This window comes from Paenibacillus terrae HPL-003 (genome assembly GCF_000235585.1).
GTDB lineage: Bacteria > Bacillota > Bacilli > Paenibacillales > Paenibacillaceae > Paenibacillus > Paenibacillus terrae_B.
In genome coordinates this window covers 3,071,795-3,089,440 of the sequence record NC_016641.1, presented here as the reverse complement: position 1 = coordinate 3,089,440, position 17,646 = coordinate 3,071,795, and the positions used below count along the sequence as shown (strand labels likewise).

17 protein-coding genes are annotated in these 17,646 nt (G+C 44.3%); 7 read left to right on the top strand and 10 right to left on the bottom strand.

Features of this window, described 5'->3' with window-relative positions; genetic code table 11:
• Positions 1-30 precede the first annotated feature (30 nt).
• The 6 genes from HPL003_RS14095 to HPL003_RS14070 form a co-directional block, all read right to left on the bottom strand.
• Positions 31-1,254, bottom strand: a complete 1,224-nt coding sequence (locus HPL003_RS14095) for an ABC transporter permease (RefSeq protein WP_014280352.1) — start codon at positions 1,252-1,254, stop codon at positions 31-33.
• Position 1,255: 1 nt separating this feature from the next.
• Positions 1,256-2,620, bottom strand: a complete 1,365-nt coding sequence (locus HPL003_RS14090) for an HlyD family secretion protein (protein WP_014280351.1) — start codon at positions 2,618-2,620, stop codon at positions 1,256-1,258.
• 20 nt (positions 2,621-2,640) lie between these two features.
• Complete coding sequence (locus HPL003_RS14085) at positions 2,641-3,228, bottom strand: TetR/AcrR family transcriptional regulator (RefSeq protein WP_014280350.1); 588 nt, start codon at positions 3,226-3,228, stop codon at positions 2,641-2,643.
• Between the two features lie 270 nt (positions 3,229-3,498).
• Positions 3,499-4,866 carry an ABC transporter substrate-binding protein gene (locus HPL003_RS14080; protein ID WP_014280349.1) on the bottom strand — a complete coding sequence of 456 codons (1,368 nt, stop codon included), beginning with the start codon at positions 4,864-4,866 and terminating at the stop codon, positions 3,499-3,501.
• 108 nt (positions 4,867-4,974) lie between these two features.
• A complete protein-coding gene (locus HPL003_RS14075) occupies positions 4,975-5,796 on the bottom strand; it encodes a carbohydrate ABC transporter permease (protein ID WP_014280348.1) in 822 nt (273 codons plus the stop codon).
• Positions 5,793-6,758, bottom strand: coding sequence for a carbohydrate ABC transporter permease (locus HPL003_RS14070; protein ID WP_014280347.1), 966 nt, complete (start codon positions 6,756-6,758; stop codon positions 5,793-5,795). The genes HPL003_RS14075 and HPL003_RS14070 overlap by 4 nt, the downstream gene beginning before the upstream one ends.
• A gap of 193 nt (positions 6,759-6,951) precedes the next feature.
• On the opposite strand from HPL003_RS14070, the gene HPL003_RS14065 reads away from it, so the two are divergent.
• From HPL003_RS14065 to HPL003_RS14040, 6 genes are all read left to right on the top strand, one after another.
• Entirely contained in the window at positions 6,952-7,272 is a 321-nt protein-coding gene (locus HPL003_RS14065) for a hypothetical protein (RefSeq protein ID WP_014280346.1), read from the top strand.
• Between the two features lie 188 nt (positions 7,273-7,460).
• On the top strand, positions 7,461-8,243 hold the full coding sequence (locus HPL003_RS14060) for a polysaccharide deacetylase family protein (protein ID WP_014280345.1): 783 nt from the start codon (positions 7,461-7,463) through the stop codon (positions 8,241-8,243).
• A 116-nt stretch (positions 8,244-8,359) separates the two neighbouring features.
• Complete coding sequence (locus HPL003_RS14055) at positions 8,360-8,668, top strand: hypothetical protein (protein ID WP_014280344.1); 309 nt, start codon at positions 8,360-8,362, stop codon at positions 8,666-8,668.
• Between the two features lie 80 nt (positions 8,669-8,748).
• Positions 8,749-9,426, top strand: coding sequence for a class F sortase (locus tag HPL003_RS14050; protein ID WP_014280343.1), 678 nt, complete (start codon positions 8,749-8,751; stop codon positions 9,424-9,426).
• A gap of 2 nt (positions 9,427-9,428) precedes the next feature.
• Positions 9,429-10,556, top strand: a complete 1,128-nt coding sequence (locus HPL003_RS14045; RefSeq protein ID WP_014280342.1) for an amidase domain-containing protein — start codon at positions 9,429-9,431, stop codon at positions 10,554-10,556.
• Between the two features lie 86 nt (positions 10,557-10,642).
• Positions 10,643-12,133, top strand: a complete 1,491-nt coding sequence (locus tag HPL003_RS14040) for an oligosaccharide flippase family protein (protein WP_238533377.1) — start codon at positions 10,643-10,645, stop codon at positions 12,131-12,133.
• 172 nt (positions 12,134-12,305) lie between these two features.
• Here HPL003_RS14040 and HPL003_RS14035 read toward each other — a convergent pair whose 3' ends face one another.
• From HPL003_RS14035 to HPL003_RS14020, 4 genes are all read right to left on the bottom strand, one after another.
• On the bottom strand, positions 12,306-12,737 hold the full coding sequence (locus HPL003_RS14035) for an SRPBCC family protein (protein ID WP_014280340.1): 432 nt from the start codon (positions 12,735-12,737) through the stop codon (positions 12,306-12,308).
• Positions 12,738-12,953: 216 nt separating this feature from the next.
• Positions 12,954-14,279 carry a prolyl oligopeptidase family serine peptidase gene (locus HPL003_RS14030; RefSeq protein ID WP_014280339.1) on the bottom strand — a complete coding sequence of 442 codons (1,326 nt, stop codon included), beginning with the start codon at positions 14,277-14,279 and terminating at the stop codon, positions 12,954-12,956.
• 101 nt (positions 14,280-14,380) lie between these two features.
• Complete coding sequence (locus HPL003_RS14025; RefSeq protein WP_014280338.1) at positions 14,381-15,262, bottom strand: AraC family transcriptional regulator; 882 nt, start codon at positions 15,260-15,262, stop codon at positions 14,381-14,383.
• A gap of 393 nt (positions 15,263-15,655) precedes the next feature.
• Positions 15,656-16,462: a MerR family transcriptional regulator gene (locus tag HPL003_RS14020; protein ID WP_014280337.1), complete on the bottom strand. Its 807-nt coding sequence runs from the start codon at positions 16,460-16,462 to the stop codon at positions 15,656-15,658.
• Between the two features lie 111 nt (positions 16,463-16,573).
• Between HPL003_RS14020 and HPL003_RS14015 the strand changes: the two genes are divergently transcribed.
• On the top strand, positions 16,574-17,098 hold the full coding sequence (locus HPL003_RS14015) for a GNAT family N-acetyltransferase (RefSeq protein WP_014280336.1): 525 nt from the start codon (positions 16,574-16,576) through the stop codon (positions 17,096-17,098).
• Positions 17,099-17,646 lie beyond the last annotated feature (548 nt).

The following is a 17,646-nucleotide window of genomic DNA, read 5'->3' as shown; positions in this document are numbered from 1 at the left end:
TGCCTTTTTAATATGCGTATTTAGTTTCTTTTAGCCTTTAAGTGTAATTCCCTCTTGGGTTGATATATCGGCAGGCTGGTCTGCCGTCTGACGCTGTCTAAAGAATAGCGGATAAATAGCGAAGGACACCAGCAGACTCACACAGCCAATAACGCCCAGGGCAATCGTATCCTTGAAGACGTACGTGATATCCAGCCCTTTGAGGGTGATGTTCCGTACAGCATCCAGATAATACGTCAATGGCAATATTTCGGCAAGTCCCCGCAAGAAGCCGGGCATCGCTTCCAGCGGCCACGTATAGCCTGACAGCATAAAGGAAGGAACGGCAATCAACATGAGGGTTTGGGTCGCATCCACTCTGGTCTTGGAAAAGAGACTAAACAGGAACCCTAAACCGCACAAGGCAAAGTTAAAGGCCAGCGATACCAGAATCAGCGGCAGCACCTGCCCCCTGAACGGAATATCAAAGCATAAGGCGCTAATACTGAATACAGTCAGCACGTTGAAGGCTCCCGCTACATAATACGGTGCCAGCTTGGCAATAGCCAAGCGCCAAGGGGTATTTTTCCATGCGGCAAATCTTGCCCAGGTCCCTACTTCCTTATCCCGCGTACAGGACAAAGCAATACCAAGCAGCAAACACTGCTGGAGAGCCGCAGAAATGACCCCCAGCGGCATGAACAGCTTGTAATCATATACCGGGTTGAACAGCACTCTGGACCGGAACGGGATCGTAGTCAGCGTTGAGGCGGCCTGATCGGCGTTCATTCCCTTTTGCTTCATGGAATTGACCGAAACCCCGGCGCTCACGCTACTGATGACCTGATTTGCGATCCGGCTGGCGCTGTTGGAATACATCATGTTACTACCGTCAATCAGGGTCAGCACGGGCGGGTTCTCCCCATGCTTAAGCCGAGTGGTGAAATTGTCGGGAATGACGATGCCTACCTTGGCTTCCCCGGTTTCCACCTGACGAACCACATCCTCCTGATTGGTGGCCTGCCGTGTAACGGCAAACGAATCTGTCGCATCGAACGCCTGAATGATTTGGCGACTGAGCTGCGAATTGTCTCCGTCATATACCGTGACAGGCATCTCGGTAATCCGCTGATGAGAATACAGGAACCCGAACAAGATGGTATACATAATCGGCGTAATCAGCAGAATAGCCATAAAGCGTCGATCCCGGAAGATGCTCAGCCATTCCTCACGAAATACATCGCGGATACGAAGTCTTTCCTGTTGATCCTGCATATTACTGCGCCCCTTTGCCTGTAAACAGAACCGTGGAGCCTGTCGGAACCGAAGCCGCAAGATCCGGCAAAGCTATTTTAACGCCAAAGGAACGGACATCCTTATCACCGGAGCTTTGGCTCGGTTTTTGAATAGCGAAGTCAGCAGCCGATTCCAGCAAAATGACTTTACCTTTCAGCTCCTTGCCGCCCGACAGCAGTTTAACTTGTACAGTATCCCCTGCTTGGAGACCATTCAAAGACGTTTCCGGCACATAGAATTTAGCCCAACGCTGAGTCGAAGTTTCAATCGTATAGACTGGGAAGCCTGCGCTGGCCATTTCGCCCAAGCTGAGTGATTTGGATTTTACAATGCCATCCTCGGATGCGAGGAGCGTGGTGTAGCTCAAATAGGTCTGAGCTTCCTGAAGGGCAGCTTCCGCCTGGGCCACCTGTGCATTGGCACCTGCAACCGCCGCCTGGGCCTGCTCTACCGTGGATTGCGCCGCCTTCACCGCAGATTGCGCCTGTTCAACCGAAGCCTGTGCGGCTTTGACATCCTCCTGCTGCAAAGTAACCTTGCCTGCTCCTGCCTGTGCTTCCTTCACCGCAGCCAATGCCTGACGGTATTGTGCTTCAGCCGCCGTAATTTCTTCCTTGCGGCTTCCCTCGCGTACCATATTCAGTTGCTGTGATGCTGAATTATACTTGGCTTCCGCCTGTTGATGGTCCAGCGTCGCTTGATCCAGTGAGGCTTGGGTTGCTGCCCCGGCTTCTTGAAGCTTTTTGGCGCGCTCCAGATTTTTAGCGGTCAGATCCAGCGTTTCCTTGGCGGCCTTTACACTCACTTGTGCTTGCTCCAGCTCTTGCGGTCTTGCGCCGCTCTTGAGGGCATCCAGCTTCGCTTTGGCCGCAGCCGACGCCGCTTGTGCCTGTTCGATCTGGCTGGAGGAAGCCTGTGCAGTCACGCCGACGGATGTGGTGCCCTGGCTCTTTTTGGCCTGAGCTGCACTCACGGTAGCCTGTGCCTGCCCCACTCCCGCTTGTGCCTGCAATACGCCAGCCTTCGCTTTAGACACATTACTCTTGGCAGCCAGCAATGCCGCCTGTGCCTGTTTCACCTTGTCTTCCAGCTCACGGCTTTCCAGATGGGCTAACACCTGCCCTTTTTTCACCTTGTCGCCCTCATTCACGAGCATCTGATCAATACGTCCCGCCATCTTAAAGCTGGCATTGAGCGTATCCGATTCTACATAAGCTGTCGGAATGGAAGAGGACTGATCCGCAGACAAGCTACTCCCCCCCTTTTGAAAAGCGGTCAAAGCATAAATCCCTACAGCAATTAAAACAATAAGTACAGCATAAATCGTATATTTTTTAGCTTTCATGTTCTCATCACTCCATCTGTCTATTTATATTGCACACCCAGCGCGTTACATACAAATACTTCAATACTTTCGCGAACCTCCTGCCGATTCATGGTTTCGCCCCAAACCATCGACCGCATCGGTGCAAAAATGTAAATACCAAATAAGCAGTTTGCCGTCGTTTTCGCATCCAGCTTACTCGAAATTTTTCCATAAAACTTACCTGCGTCGATCTCCGCTTCCATAAAATCAAAATAGTCAGCCAATACCTGCCTGATATTAAAATGCTGCTCCTGCGAAACCCATCCCTTACTAACCAGCAAACGACAAAAATCCGGCTCTCTTCCAATGAACTCAATATGTACTTGGATCAGCTTGCGAACCCTAAGTTCTATCTGCTCCTTCGGAACCTGAGCCATAGCTTCATGGATATCCTGAACAAAACGCTCCATCCCCATCTTCAAAATATAAATGTACAGATCTTGTTTATTTTTGAAGTTGTAATAAAGGGTCCCTTTGGCAATACCGCATACCCTTGCGATTTCCTCCATATTAGTTTCATTGAAGCCACGTTCGGAAAAAGCCTTGAGCGCACCGTTAAAAATAATTTCCTTCGTCTGGTTTTTCATGCTTCCTCCTTTTTTGAACTGACCGTCCAGTACAAAAATTATACATTTATTATAAGCTCATTTTCAGGTATCCAGCAATAGGAAATGTACAAAATAAACAATTTTAGACAGTTCGTCTAAACGGATGTTCTAAAAACAGGAGAATTCGGACATACAAAAAAACAGACCGAACAAGTGAGGGGGTCACTTATTCGGTCCGTTATTTTATAAAAGCGGCTGGTAAAGGGGTCACGTATTACAGTTTATTAGCCGCTTTTAAGGGAAGGCCGATTATTTTTTTACCGTTTGATTGTATTGTGCAATTTTGCCTGTAATCTCTTGTGCTGCTTGATCCAATGCCTGTTTTGGCTGTTGCTGTCCGCTCAAGACCGCCTCGATTGCACCCTCTACGATTTGACGCGCTTCCGGGAATACGCCCATCACTGCGCCTTGTGTAGCCATGGATTGCGCCGATGCGTGCAATTGGTCAACAGCGGTTTGGAATTGCGGGTATTTCACCATATTGTCTTTGAGTACCTGCTCGTCATAAGCTGCTTTGGTGATTGGGAAGTACCCCGTATTCACGCTCCATTGTGCCTGTACAGCCGGGGAAGCAACGAATTTAATGAACTCCCACGCTGCCTTTTGCTGGGCTTCAGGCTTGTTGTTCATGATGTACAAGCTCGCGCCGCCTACAACCACGCCGCCTTCTTTCGCTTCGTTCGCTCTTGGCAGAAAGCCAGTGCCTACCTCGAACTTATCGCCAACCTGCTCCACAATATTACGCAGCGAAGCGGTGGAATCCAGTGTCATGGCAATTTGTCCTGCGGAAAAAGCTTTGGCAGTATCGTCGGAGTTACGTCCCAGATTGGATACAACCTTTTCGTCGATCATTTTTTTCCACCAAGTCAGGGTTTTCACACCTGCATCCGAATTCAGCAGCGATTCCGTTGCTGCCTGATTGCGTCCGTTGCCATTATTCACATAATCCGCATTCTGATTAGCAAACAACTGCTCCATAAACCAGCCATAGATCGCGATGGATGCACCGGATTTTCCGTCCTTGCTCAAGGCTTTTGCAACCTTTTCGAATTCATCATATGTTTTTGGAGGATTAGCCGGATCAAGTCCCGCCGCTTTAAAAGCATCCTTGTTATAGTACAAGATCGGATTCGACGTATTGAAAGGCATTGCATTCAATTTACCATCGATGGTGTAATACCGGGTAATATTCGGCTCAAGCTGCGACAGATCGAACTTGTCTGCATCAATAAATTGTTGTACAGGAGTGATCATCTTGGAATCGATCATGAATTTACTGCCGATTTCATACACCTGAATGATGTCCGGACCGCTGTTGGAGCCAAGCGACGCTTTCAGCTTGTTCAAGCTGTCATCATATTTGCCTTGGTATACGGGCTCTACCTGAATGTCCTTGTGGCTGGCGTTAAAGTCAGCGGCGATTTGCTTGATCGCTTTTTCACCGTTACCGGACATGGAATGCCACCAAGTCAACTTCACTGGAGAACCTGCCGCTGTTCCCGCATCGCTACCGCTGCTTGGCTTCTCAGCCGCCGTGTTATTGCTACAGCCTGCTGCAACAACTATTGCAGTCAGAATGAGCAAGGTCAAAGCACTTTTCAGACGAAAAAATCTCATAATCTCTCTTCTCTCCCTTTGATTAATTGATTCTCGAATATAGATCAAGCTTTATATAGGCTGCTTGCGCAGATGTTGCTGTTTGCCCGAAGGGAACCCTCTTCATGATTAACCTTTAAGTGCACCCGCGGCCATCCCGCGTACCAACTGCTTCAGACCAAAGATCAGCAGTAGCAGAGACGGTAAAATGACGAGTGCTGTACCCGCGAACACGAGGTTCCATGAGGTGGATTCCTGAAATTCGAGCATAGAAATTCCGATCTGTACCGTACGCATATTCTCGCTATTCGTGATCAACAGCGGCCACAGGTACGAATTGTACATGTTCAGGAACGAATATACAGCCAGTGTTCCGAGCGCCGGACGCGACAGCGGAAGCACATGGAACAGGAAGTAACGAACATGTCCACACCCGTCCATACGAGCCGCCTCGAACAATTCCTTTGGAAGCTGGAGAAAAAATTGTCGCAGCAGGAACGTTCCAAATGCCGTCGCCAGAAACGGAACCGTCAGCCCTTGATAAGTATCAAGCCAATTCCAGCTACGTACTGTCAGGTAGTTGGGAATAATGGTCACTTCCCAAGGAATCATCATCGTCGCAACAAACATGCTGAAAATGAAGTTCTTCCCCTTGAATTCCATTTTGGCAAAGGCATAGGCCGCCAAGCTGGCTGTAATAAGCTGACCGATCATCGTTAAGCCTGAAATGAGAAAGGTGTTACCGATGAACGCTGCAATCGGAACGATTTCAAACACCTCGGTAAAATTGTCCATATGAAAGGAATGCGGGAAAAAGCTCGGTGGATAGGCACTCGCTTCCTCCGGCGACATGACAGCCATAAAAAACGTATAAATGACCGGATATAAAATCAAAGCAGCCGCAATCGTAAGCAACACATACACGAGTGTTGAATTAAGATGTCGTTTCATTGGTAATGCACCTTTCTTTCCACCCATTTGAACTGGATCATCGTAAGCAGCAGGATGACGACAAATAGTACAATTGCCTGTGCGCTGCCCGTTCCGAATCGGAAGTTAACGAAGGCTTCCTGATAAATGGAATACACGAACACATTCGTGCTGTTCACCGGACCGCCCTTGGTCAGAATGTTAATTTGAGCAAAAGACTGGAAAGCTCCAATGATGGATACTACGGTTACAAAGAAGATCGTTGGCGACAGCAGCGGCATGGAAATTCGCCAGAATGTTACCAGCGGGCCTGCCCCGTCCATTTTTGCACTCTCATACATGTCATCTGGAATCCCTTGAAGTCCGCTTGATAAAATAATGTAGTTAAAGCCTAGATTCATCCAGATGGTCATGATCGCTACGGAGAACAATGCCCAATCCGGGCTGGTCAGCCACGGAACCGGATTGATATGTAACAGGGAAAGCACGTAGTTAAACATCCCCAATGTCGGATGAAACAGAAATTTCCAAATGACCGCAGATGAACCGACCGACAACACCATCGGCAACGAAAAAGCGAACTGGAAAATGCGCATCCCTCGCAGCTTGCTATGTGTGAGTGCAGCCAGCACCAGCGCCAGTAAAATGCCTACAGGCACCGTCAGCAGTGCAAACAGGAGCGTAACCTTGATTCCTTGCAGAAATTGACCCGAGCTGAAAAGTGTAGCAAAGTTGTCTAACCCAACATAAGCTGCAACATTTCCTGCGGGATCTGTGGAGTGCAAGCTGAGATAAACCGACTTGATCATCGGGTAAAACATAAATACAGCAAACAAAATGAGCGATGGAGCCAAAAACGTATACGCCAGCGCGTTTTCGCGCAGTCTCTGAATTTTTAGCGAACCCGTGTGTACGCGGGCCTTAGATGAAGCCTGTTGCTGGCTCCTCGTCCCGAGTCCCATAGATTTGTTAAGCTCACCCAAAACGAAGCGCCCCTTTCTTGTCAAACCAACCTCAGTAAGTGTATCGTCTCGGTGTAAAGGGAACATCAAGCGGGCTGGAGCAAAATGTTAATGTTTCATGCCTTTGTAAAATCCGTCCCATCTGGGTATCTGCACAATGGCACAGACTCCTGCATACGATACACCATTATACGAGTATGGAGGTCAGAGGCGAATGCCGTACAACACTGTCAATCCGCAAACCTTATATCAGGCCAGACCGGAATTACAGACAGAACTCAAAAGGGTCCGCGATCATCTGCATCACCAGTTGAGTCCTTACGTCAATCACACCGTCCGGGTTCAAACAATGGATCATCATGTGCATGAAGGAAGGATTGTCCACATGGACGCGGATCACCTGTATTTGAGCGTTCCTCAGCCGCATCATCCTCCCTCACCAGGCACCCCCACTCCCTATCGTTCCTATGCCTACAGAAACGTCATTCTGCCGCTAGTACTGTACAATCTGCTAGTGGTGACACTGCTGAGCTAACGCTTGGTCCATTCAATCAAAACAACAAAAAACCTCCAAATTCGTGAACAGCCAAACCATCGGCATATTACGAAGCTGGGGGTTTTATGTATTTATTTTACATTTTATAAGTTTTAGGAACGAGGAATGGTATGCGCTCCTTCTTGGCAAGCTAATGTGAGAAAACGTCAGAACGGAGAAGAAGCCTAATGAAATATAACCGATTACTGTCTGCAAGTATCGTTGTTTCGTTGTTCTGTGCCAGCTTTTGCGCCACACCCTATACCGAGGCCGCCTCGTACTCATCCCCTGCACCAACAAAGGGTAGAGCCTATTATGAAGAACGTGGCGACATTGTATGGGAAGTTCCTACCCAGCGTAAGGTGATTGCCCTCACATTTGACGACGGACCGGATGAAAGCAAAACGCCAGCCATTCTGGATTTGCTCAAGCAATATGACGCCAAAGCGACCTTCTTTGTCGTCGGCAGCCGTGTAGAAAAACTCCCTGACATTGTCAAACGGGAACGAAAAGAAGGCCATGAGGTTGGCAACCATACCTTCCATCATCCATCCTTCCATAATATTTCCCGTAACAAAGCTCTGTCTGAAATGGATCAGGGCCAAGCCAGCATCGTTCAAGCAACAGGGGCAGAAACCCAACTTTTCCGTCCACCGGGTGGTTCCTATACCGACTCGCTCGTCAAACTATCTAAAGAAAAAGGGCTTAAAATCATTTTATGGTCCTGGCATCAGGACACCCTGGATTGGCGCAAACCCGGTGTACACCGCATTGCCAATAAGGTACTTCGCAATGCTCGCAACGGCGATATTGTCCTCATGCACGATTATGTATATAAAAGTACGCAAACCGTTGAAGCCCTCAAAATCATTTTACCTGAGCTGAAAAAAAGAGGCTTTACCTTTGTCACCGTATCCGAACTGCTTGCCAATCGTGAGACTCCCGAAGGACTTATTGAGGTGACTAAATGAAGGATAGGGAATAAATTCCAATCCAATTCTTCCCTATGAAATCATTGGTTACATAAAACGTTCTTCTTGCGGAAAATATATTTATGAATTACCAACTATCTCAAGGAGGCAATAACATGAAAAAAGCAATATTGACTGTAGCGTCCCTGGCTGTACTTCTGTCAGCAGGATCGATGGTATCTGCAGCACCCGCAACGGAAAAGCATGAACACAAAGTGCACCAACATAAGGTTAAGGCTCATGCGAAACATGAACACAAGCTGCACGCCAAGAGCAAACATGAGAAAGTCCATAAGCTACATGCACGTGAAGCTGCACCTGCCAAAATGATTGGAGAAAAAAGCATTCATGCGAAAAGTTTGAAAGCAAAGGCTACCAAATTACCAAAAACCGGATTCGGTGGCGCGAGCGAGCAAATGAATTAGGGAGGGGAAAAAGGAGAGGGTTAGCTTGTTAACCCTCTCTCTTTCTTCATATGAACAATAATTGGATTATTCGTTTCATTGTGCTATTGATTTTGCTGGGCAGTACGAGCTGTTCATCTTCGGCTGAGCCTCAAGGCAGCTCCCATGCTAACTTCAGCAACACCCCGGCTAAGCCTGAAATTCACCAAGCTAAAACGACGAAACCCTTACCACTTAAAAGTAAGCCTTTTCAAGGGATCATTCCACGTAAAATCGATATTCCTACGGTTCGTATTCATTCGATTATAGAACCGGTAACCTATTTAGAAAATGGCCAAATGGGCGTTCCGGGCAACACGAATCGAGTAGGTTATTTATCTACCGGTATATTACCAGGAGCGGCAGGTAATGCAATTATGGATGGTCATGTTGATACATACACAGGCCCGGCAGTTTTTTATCCTCTTAAAAAACTGAAAGGGGGGGATTTTGTGTATGTGACTGGCGATGACGGTTGTAAGCTACAGTTTGTTGTGGAGTCGGTAAAATTTTACTTAACCTCCGAAGCACCGATTCAAACCATTTTTGGCCCTACAGAAGAGCATCGTTTAAACTTGATTACCTGTGCCGGACGCTACAGTCGAAGCAAGAAGGAGCATGAAGGAAGGCTGGTCGTCTTTACCAAATTAACACACATGAATTCAGCCTGTAAGAAAATTACAGTTCAAAACAAGGACAATTCCAAAAACAACCCAATTATTTTCAAGGAGAATGAATAATTGTGCTTAGGATCAGAAAATTACAATTGCTGTGCATGATCTTAATACTAATCCCTGCCTACACCTTCTCTTTATTTCGTGCACAAGCCGAGCCAGCTAAACCGGATAACGTCACCCCCTTTCTTCAAGAACTGTTTGATGACCGTACCCGGTTGTTAATGGATCAGGACAAAAAGCATATCGAAGACCATTACTTATTTAAAGATACACGAAGCAGCCAATATGCTTACCTTCATGAACTGAACAGAGCCGAATATATTCATGAATGGGCCAAGCTTCGTAAAATAAAATTTGTGAATGCGGAAAGTTCCATTCGGATAGCCCGAGCCCTAGTGTTGGGCGATACGGCAAAAGTGTCACTTGTTCAGTCCTTGAAATTGACCTATGAGTATATCGACAGCTATCCCGGTCAACATGATTTTGGAATTGGAACACGTCATGGCATTACACTGAGAAAAAAAGATAATCGTTGGTACGTGGAACGTGAATGGTATTCAGATCCTCTGGAAGAAAATTCAAAGAAGATTGAACATTCAGACTTATTTTTTACACCCCATAAAGATCAGGTATCACCAGAAAGGGTTGTTCACAAATACAACAGGGCCCGCGCCGTTGACTATGCTAACAAGTATGCAGGAACGACATGGGGAGCAGGTAATGGTCAGCGATATAATCAAAAATACCTGGATTATAACTCCAAAGGAGGCGATTGTACCAACTTCTCCTCCCAAGTGATCGGGGACAAGGAGGAAGGCGGAGGGCTTCCTATGAAATCAGGGTGGCATTACTTGTATGGCAACGGTGGAAGCCAAACTTGGGTTCAAACGGACGCATTTAAAAATTTTCTGTTACGCTCCGGCTATGGAAGGATTATAGGACAAGGAAGCTTCTCCGATATTGTCCGATCGGTCAATGAACGTCAGCAGCATCTTAACAAGCCCCAGTTGCTTCCAGGTGATTTAATTGCTTACGTATTAAAAGGAGATGTAGACCACTTCTCGGTTGTAGTTGGATTTGATCAGAGGGGCTATCCCTTAGTCAACTCTCATACCGCCGACCGTTTCAGAGTCCCCTTCGACTTAGGATGGGATAAAAACACCAAATTTTTGTTGATTCATATACAAGATTAACATCATGACCCTTAAGACCTGTTCATATCCCGGAGGTTACTGTCATAGAAATAAAATGGACAGCTTCTAATGGGGTGGAAAATGATTTGAAATTACCTCTTATAATAAAACAAACCATGGTGAGAGCTAATGCGATGATTGTTGTGAAAGCCATCGGTTTGGTTGGAAAAGTATTTTTGACGCGACTTGTTGGAGCTGAAGGAATGGGTCTTTATCAGCTAGCCTATTCCTTCTATAGCTTAATATTGATGATTATTTCAGGGGGATTGCCGACAGCTTTGGGTATGTTTACGGCTAAGCATACGGCAAGAGGCTGGCGACTGTTCAAGGTTTTTGCAATATTCCTGATTCTCACAGGATTGGCATGCAGTATCTTAACCTTTTGGCTGTCAAAGCCGATCGCTAATTTGCTCGGCTATCCACAGCTCGATTTTGTAATTCGATGTCTCTCCCCTGCTATATTGGCCGTCCCCTTGCTAAGTCTGCTGCGCGGATATTTGCAAGGGCTTGAAAGATACACCGCAATTGCCCTTTCGGAAATCATAGAACAAACCGCCAGGATCGGTACTTTAATGTGGCTAGTGCCACTATTTATTCAATCCGGTATCGAGTTTGCTGTAGGCGGAGCGGTACTGGGGACTTTTACAGGCGCGTTGTTAGCCTTTGTTGTGCTTACTGCTTTTTTTATGTACAATCGTCCCTCTGTAGCTTTATCCCCCCCATCAAATCGACCAGATTTACCTTTAGTGGTACAAGCTTCTTTTGCTATTGCGCTTACACGCTTGCTTATCCCGGCTTCCGACTTTATGGATGCGATCATCATCCCTCAACGATTACAGGTTGCCGGGGTTTCTTCCAAAGAAGCAGCGGAGATGTTCGGTATTGTCACGGGTATCGCTCTTGTCGTCGCATATATGCCTACTTTGATTACAGGCTCGTTAACACATACGCTCACGATGAAAATAACTGCCGATTGGCAAAATAAGGAGTATAGCTTATTCTACAAAAAAAGCCATACTGCCCTTCAGGTAGCATGGGTGTGGGGGTTAGCCTCAGGTTTTTTCATTTTTGAATATGCTTCAGAAATCTCCCTATTTGTTTTTGGTATACAGAATGCTGAGATCCCCATTAAATCATTGGCGATGTTACCGTTACTCGTCGGATTGCGGGAAATTACAACCAGCGTCTTATGGGCACAAAATCGGAAGAAAACTCCCTTTATTGGCCTTGGAACAGGAGTCCTTGCCAATTTCATCATTCTTTATTCCTTAGTTGCTATTCCCGGTCTTGGATATGCTGGCATGTCCCTGGGAATCATCATGCTGGAGCTGATCGCAACGGCCTGGAATTTCAAAGCCCTACAACTCTTTCAACGAACTAATTCCCGTATAGCCATTATGCTGTTAGTGGACATTCTGGTTTTTGAAGCCATTCTTATTATGGTTACACTGTGTTCTAAGCCGTTATCCTCATTGGGCTGGCCGGAGACGGTCCTTATTATTGCAGAGATACTTCATTACTGCTTTTGGTGTGCTATGTATTTGAAAGTACGATTAAAGAGTGCTTTCGAAGAGTAGGGAAGGCCTCCCACAAGTGTATTAAACTCGTGAGAAGCCTTTTTTTATTTCATTATATACATTTGTATAAGCTCATCCTGTTACAGTTTCATATCTAATTCAATGAGATAATCTAATGTCTGGAACGTCAGTATATGATTAGCATTCAGATTTCTAAATCAGCTATTGGTCATCATTCGAGCTGGTCAAGTACCATCGGCCATGCCTGCTCGTGCTGGTCCCTCGAATTTTCATCTGGAAAACCTGCGTGCGTTAAGCGAAGCTGTGTGCCATTTCCGCTAAGTTCAAGCTCAACGGTGAGCACCGTTTCATGCCCCTTAGTACCCCCTTCCCCAGTAACCCAGGTCAATTCGATAAGGCGATCCGGTTCAAGCCTTAGAAATCTTCCGTAATGGGGATGGCGTTGCCCTTCAAAATGCGTTTCGAAAAAGAAGGCCGTATTCACTCGGGCGTCCATTATGACAGTCCCTGAGGCTGCAAACCAATCGTCAAGCCGCTTGGTCCACGCTTGATACAGAACATTGGGGGATGCCTCCATTTGTCGTTCCACGGTTAGTTGATACGGTCTTTGTGAAATATCCGGCAAAGAAATAGGTAGTGTCATTTCATCTCCAATCCCTTCAGTCCAGACAGCATATTGATGATCTCTACATTATTATACCCATAAAGATAAAGGTTAAAAAAAGCCACTCAAACGAATAACTTGTAGAACATTATAAAAAATATTCATTCAGTAACTAGCCCCCATCACTCTAACTAGCTGATGAGGGGCTATGCTGTTTAACGATAAATAACCATTTTATTTACATAGCTATACTTTTCAGTCCAATGTTTTGGAGGCCAACCATTCCATCATCGTTGTTTTCTTTCCATTAATCATCTTCGATACTTCGTTGTTATACACGTAAATCCAGGACCAGTGGCCATTGTACTCGTACGGTGTTTTGTCGCTCTTCTTGTACAAGCCGGAAGTATCCACTACGTTATCAAATAACGACATATGAACATCCTTTGCTCCAGCATTCACTAAACGGTTGTAGGTCGGAATCATATAATCGTTGGGCGGTACTATGGTGTCGGTTTTAGCGGCCACAAACCAGATCGGAAGGTCCTTCATTTCGTTAATTTGTTCATCGGTTATAAGGCTATCCTTCAAGGCTTCACATGCGACCATAGCTGCTGCAAAATAGTCTTTATAATCACGAATCATCAGCATGGTCATGTAGCCGCCGTTGGAGTCTCCGCCAATGTAGATTCGATCTGTATCAATGTCTTTGTTCTTGGCCACATAATCCTTAATTAAGGACATCAATGCTTGCTCATACTTGGAGGTGCCGTCTCCGAAGCCTGTAAAACCATCCATCCAGTAGGTTGATGTCTGAGGTGCCAGCACATAAGCCCCGTCAAAATAGGATTGAATGTCCTTGGAAGCAAAATTCACTGCTTTATTGCCGGAAATCGGAATCGTTGGATCTGTGCCTCCCTCTCCCATACCGTGCAGCCAGATCACTAGAGGGTTTTTCACTTTGTCTTTTGCCGGCGCATAGTCCGCATAGGTTAAAGTAACCCCGTCATAAGAAGCTTTGCCAGTTGTAAATTGATCAACAAGCTTCCGGATCTCACCTGAGGAAGTATCAATCTTCAAGCCGGAAATCGTTCCTGATTGGGTTTTAATAGCTTTTTGCTGCGTGATCGTGTATTTGTTATCATTCCATCCGTTAAACCCGGAGACTGCATCATAATGAATAGCGGAGCCTAATGTTATGGCCGGACCGATCTCCATTTCCAACACAACGTAGCTTCCGGTTTTCTTTACAGGATTGCCGTTTTTGTCCGATACATAGGCCTTGGTGATCTTCCGGTTGCCTTCCTCAAAAATGGGATTTACCAGCCTGCTATCGCTTCTTTCTACATGCACCTTAAATGTGTCCTTTGTTATCACATCTTTAGGTACCGGCTTACCCAGGTTAACAATGATCTTCGTAATGGTTGCTCCCCAATCCTTAACCTCCGCAACCGTCCGATATGAGGTGAGCTGTATCTTTGCATCCTTGGCCCATGCACCAGAGCTGAAAGCAAGGGTCGTACCGATAGCCAAAGTAAATATCATGGTTGTTTTAGCAGCCCTTTTAAACCGTTTAAACATGATGTCTTACCTCCCAGGTCCATTTATGAAACGCTTACATTCTTTATTTTAATGATTTCTTTTATTTGCATCCTGCCTTTTATTAACCTAATTAGGGTCAATTACTGACTCCTGGCCCCGGAATACCCCTTATTCCCTTTCCGATATTGATGTGGTGTTACCTGATAAACCTTCTTAAATACCCTGGCAAAAGATTTCTCGTTCGGGAATCCGTGCTCCAACGCAATTTGAATGATGGAATGGTCCGAATTCATCAGAACACGAAAAGATCTCTCCAGACGGATGGCATTGATATATTGAAATAGGGTTACCCCTACATGCTTGACAAAAAAACGGGACAAATATTCGGGAGATAATCCAAAAACCTGGGCTATGGAATCCAGGGATAAGCTTTGATCGTAATTCTCTTGGATATAGTCGGTTATCAACGTTAGCCGCTCCAAATATTTATTGGAGTTAAAGCCACGGATAGATTCGTTGTCAATTTTAAAATGCATTAATAAAAGATACACCAGTTTATAAGATAGCGACGTTAAATGGATATGTTCTAAAGGGTCATTATCCTGGTTGAGATAAGCCGCAAATAATGTGTTTAGCAAATCACGCAGCTCCGCAAATTGCTGCAATCTCTGCTCGTTGGTTTCAAAAATAGATATACAGTCAAATGAAATGGGATTACTGCTGTTAACATTTTCTCTAATAAATCCAGAAGGAATCAGAACGGTTATAGCCTCTCTCCCTTTTCCCTTAGCCACAGCAAAGGAATGAATAGCATTCGAATTGATGAGTACAATATCCCCTTCTTTGGAGCTATAATTCGCGCCATCAATGTAGATATTGTCGATTCTTCCTGAAAGCACATAGGATATTTCTACGCTGTCGTGCCAATGTCTAGGTATGTATGCTGGTTCATTTGAGGAATGAACTATAATTTTTAACGGAAAATGATTGTCTGCCTGGACCAACTCATATTTGTATTCCAAGTTTGTCGCTCCTCTCAGATGTGAACATCGTAAATAGAAGAAAATGGCTCCAGCAGAATGCCGAAACCACTTATATTTAACCTACCTCTCTCTCTAACAAATAAAAAAACCTAAGTATAACAAAATACATAAGATCCTTGGATCTTAACATCTTGTTCCTTAGGTTTTGCCTGCGTAACAGTAACAATCCTAATGCTATTCATTTAATTAAGCTAAGTATATAGTGGGTTGAAACCCATGTCAACGCTTTCATTTTGGCTATGACTATTGCCAAAAAAATAAAAAAACAGAGGCACCGATTGAACCAGTAACCCACCGTTTACTCTTTTTTTCTCACTAGCTCTATTTAAGCTCCACCCTTTAGTTGAATCAAGCATTGTCAATGAAAAAAAATTATTTACTGATCCTTACTTGTATTTGTGTTAGATATTCATCTTCAATTGGGGTTTCTCGATTATCAGTTTCGTAGATCTCAAAAGGATTGCCTAGCAACTGCAAGTTGTTGTCCTTTGCATAATTAATTACTTCAAATATTTTTTGAGAAGTTTGATGATAACCTCCACGGTAATAAAAAGTCAGATAATCCCCTTTAGGAAGTATAAAATCATAATCTTTTTCATTTTGATCCAAAATAAAAAACACAGAGTCAAATACCACTGGCTTATTTACAATCATTTCATCAGCTTTCACAGAAGACGCATAGATTTGATTAGCAAAATCAAAAATTCTATTTTCATGCTTGGAATGAAGCTTTTTAATGGCAAAGTCCATTTCTTCATCTCTGGTTATTCGCAAATTAAGCTGAAGACATGGGCGATCCGGAAACTTCAATACTTTGAATTCGCCAGCTTTTATTTCCAAATTGGTCGATATAACTTTTATCCTTTCATTAATCATTTTCCCTCTTTGTTGAAGTTTGTTAATTCGCTCCTGTATAAGCCTCTGTTCTTCATGCAAAATTTCCAAGGTCTTATCAACGCTGTGGTTATCAAGGTAATCTTTGATCTGCTGCATAGAGAAATCAAGTAACCGAAGATCCCTAATTATATTCAATCTGCTAATGTCCTTAAGGCTATAAATTCGATAATTATTCTTTTCACGTTGTGGTTCTAAGACACCTAATTCTTCATAATAGCGCAACGAATCGACACTAATTCCATATAGTTTCGATATTTCACTTATTTTGTAATAGTCCTTCAAAACCTCTACACCTCTATTAAATGAATGTAATATGAAAAATCATGTTTGACCTTGGTATCATACCAGAGTTTAAAGTAGTTATACAAACAATAACAACCGGGAGTGAGTAATGTGATTTCAACAAAAACATTTGACCAAATTTATGAAATAATGGAGGAATCATTTCCAACTACAGAATTCGGGACCTATTCAGATCAAAAGGAGTTATTAAAGGATCCGACTTACCACTTATTAATTGAGCATAATGATGACGACAAAGTGATCGCCTTTCTCGCCAGTAGAGAATTCGAGACCTTCAGATTCATTGAGCATATTTCTGTGGCACCATCGTTCCGTGGTGGAGGTATAGGAAAAAGTTTGGTGGAGCGATTTATTAGACAATCTACTTTACCAATTGTTTTAGAAATCGAGCCCCCTAAAACCGAGATACAACAAAAAAGGGTTTTGTTTTATGAACGACTCGGTTTTCGATTGAATAAGTTCAATCACATCCAACCTCCCCTACGGGGAAATCAGGATACACTACTATTAAACATCATGACCTATCCTGAGTTGTTGACTAACTCACAATACGAAAAGGTTAAGAATAAGCTGTATCAGGAAGTTTATAAGGTTTCCACTGCTTACCCTAATTAATACATTTCCTAGGAGGGAAATAACAGAATTCCTCCAATAAGAATTCACTTTGCAGATATATTGAACTTCAATTTTCACGAAAGATCATCTCCCTTTGCAAGAAATGTGATTTTTTCGTGATTTAATGAAGAAAGGCTCCCTCTCGGGAGCCTTTTAAATAGCGGTACTATAGGCTTTTTAGCCTTTTACTTACATCATTCCGCCCATCTTTGATTGATCCTCGCCGATAAACGCTTCTGAACTTACCTCTGATTTTATAACATGTTTTGTTCCATATCCAGAAAATTTCATTCGCTTATATTCGTCCACATTCGCCGAGATTGTGATTTTTTATGTGATTTTTTGTGATTCAACTAAGCCATTGGGTTCTTACACAACTCAGCCTTTCTAGCATTTGTTCCACAATTGTATACCAAGGTGTACAGAGTAGCAATGATGCTCTATTGAGCTTTAATATTCTCTATCTGAATTAACCTAAACAGCTGTGGCTGTAAGCGTTGAATCAATCTATTTACTTCTCTTGACAAAGAACACCTTCTTCGTTTGGT

Coding starts and splice junctions, on each gene's coding strand:
- HPL003_RS14095 (WP_014280352.1), bottom strand. CDS start 1,254: ATGCAGGATCAACAGGAAAGACTTCGTATCCGCGATGTATTTCGTGAG.
- HPL003_RS14090 (WP_014280351.1), bottom strand. CDS start 2,620: ATGAAAGCTAAAAAATATACGATTTATGCTGTACTTATTGTTTTAATT.
- HPL003_RS14085 (WP_014280350.1), bottom strand. CDS start 3,228: ATGAAAAACCAGACGAAGGAAATTATTTTTAACGGTGCGCTCAAGGCT.
- HPL003_RS14080 (WP_014280349.1), bottom strand. CDS start 4,866: ATGAGATTTTTTCGTCTGAAAAGTGCTTTGACCTTGCTCATTCTGACT.
- HPL003_RS14075 (WP_014280348.1), bottom strand. CDS start 5,796: ATGAAACGACATCTTAATTCAACACTCGTGTATGTGTTGCTTACGATT.
- HPL003_RS14065 (WP_014280346.1), top strand. CDS start 6,952: ATGCCGTACAACACTGTCAATCCGCAAACCTTATATCAGGCCAGACCG.
- HPL003_RS14060 (WP_014280345.1), top strand. CDS start 7,461: ATGAAATATAACCGATTACTGTCTGCAAGTATCGTTGTTTCGTTGTTC.
- HPL003_RS14055 (WP_014280344.1), top strand. CDS start 8,360: ATGAAAAAAGCAATATTGACTGTAGCGTCCCTGGCTGTACTTCTGTCA.
- HPL003_RS14035 (WP_014280340.1), bottom strand. CDS start 12,737: ATGACACTACCTATTTCTTTGCCGGATATTTCACAAAGACCGTATCAA.
- HPL003_RS14030 (WP_014280339.1), bottom strand. CDS start 14,279: ATGTTTAAACGGTTTAAAAGGGCTGCTAAAACAACCATGATATTTACT.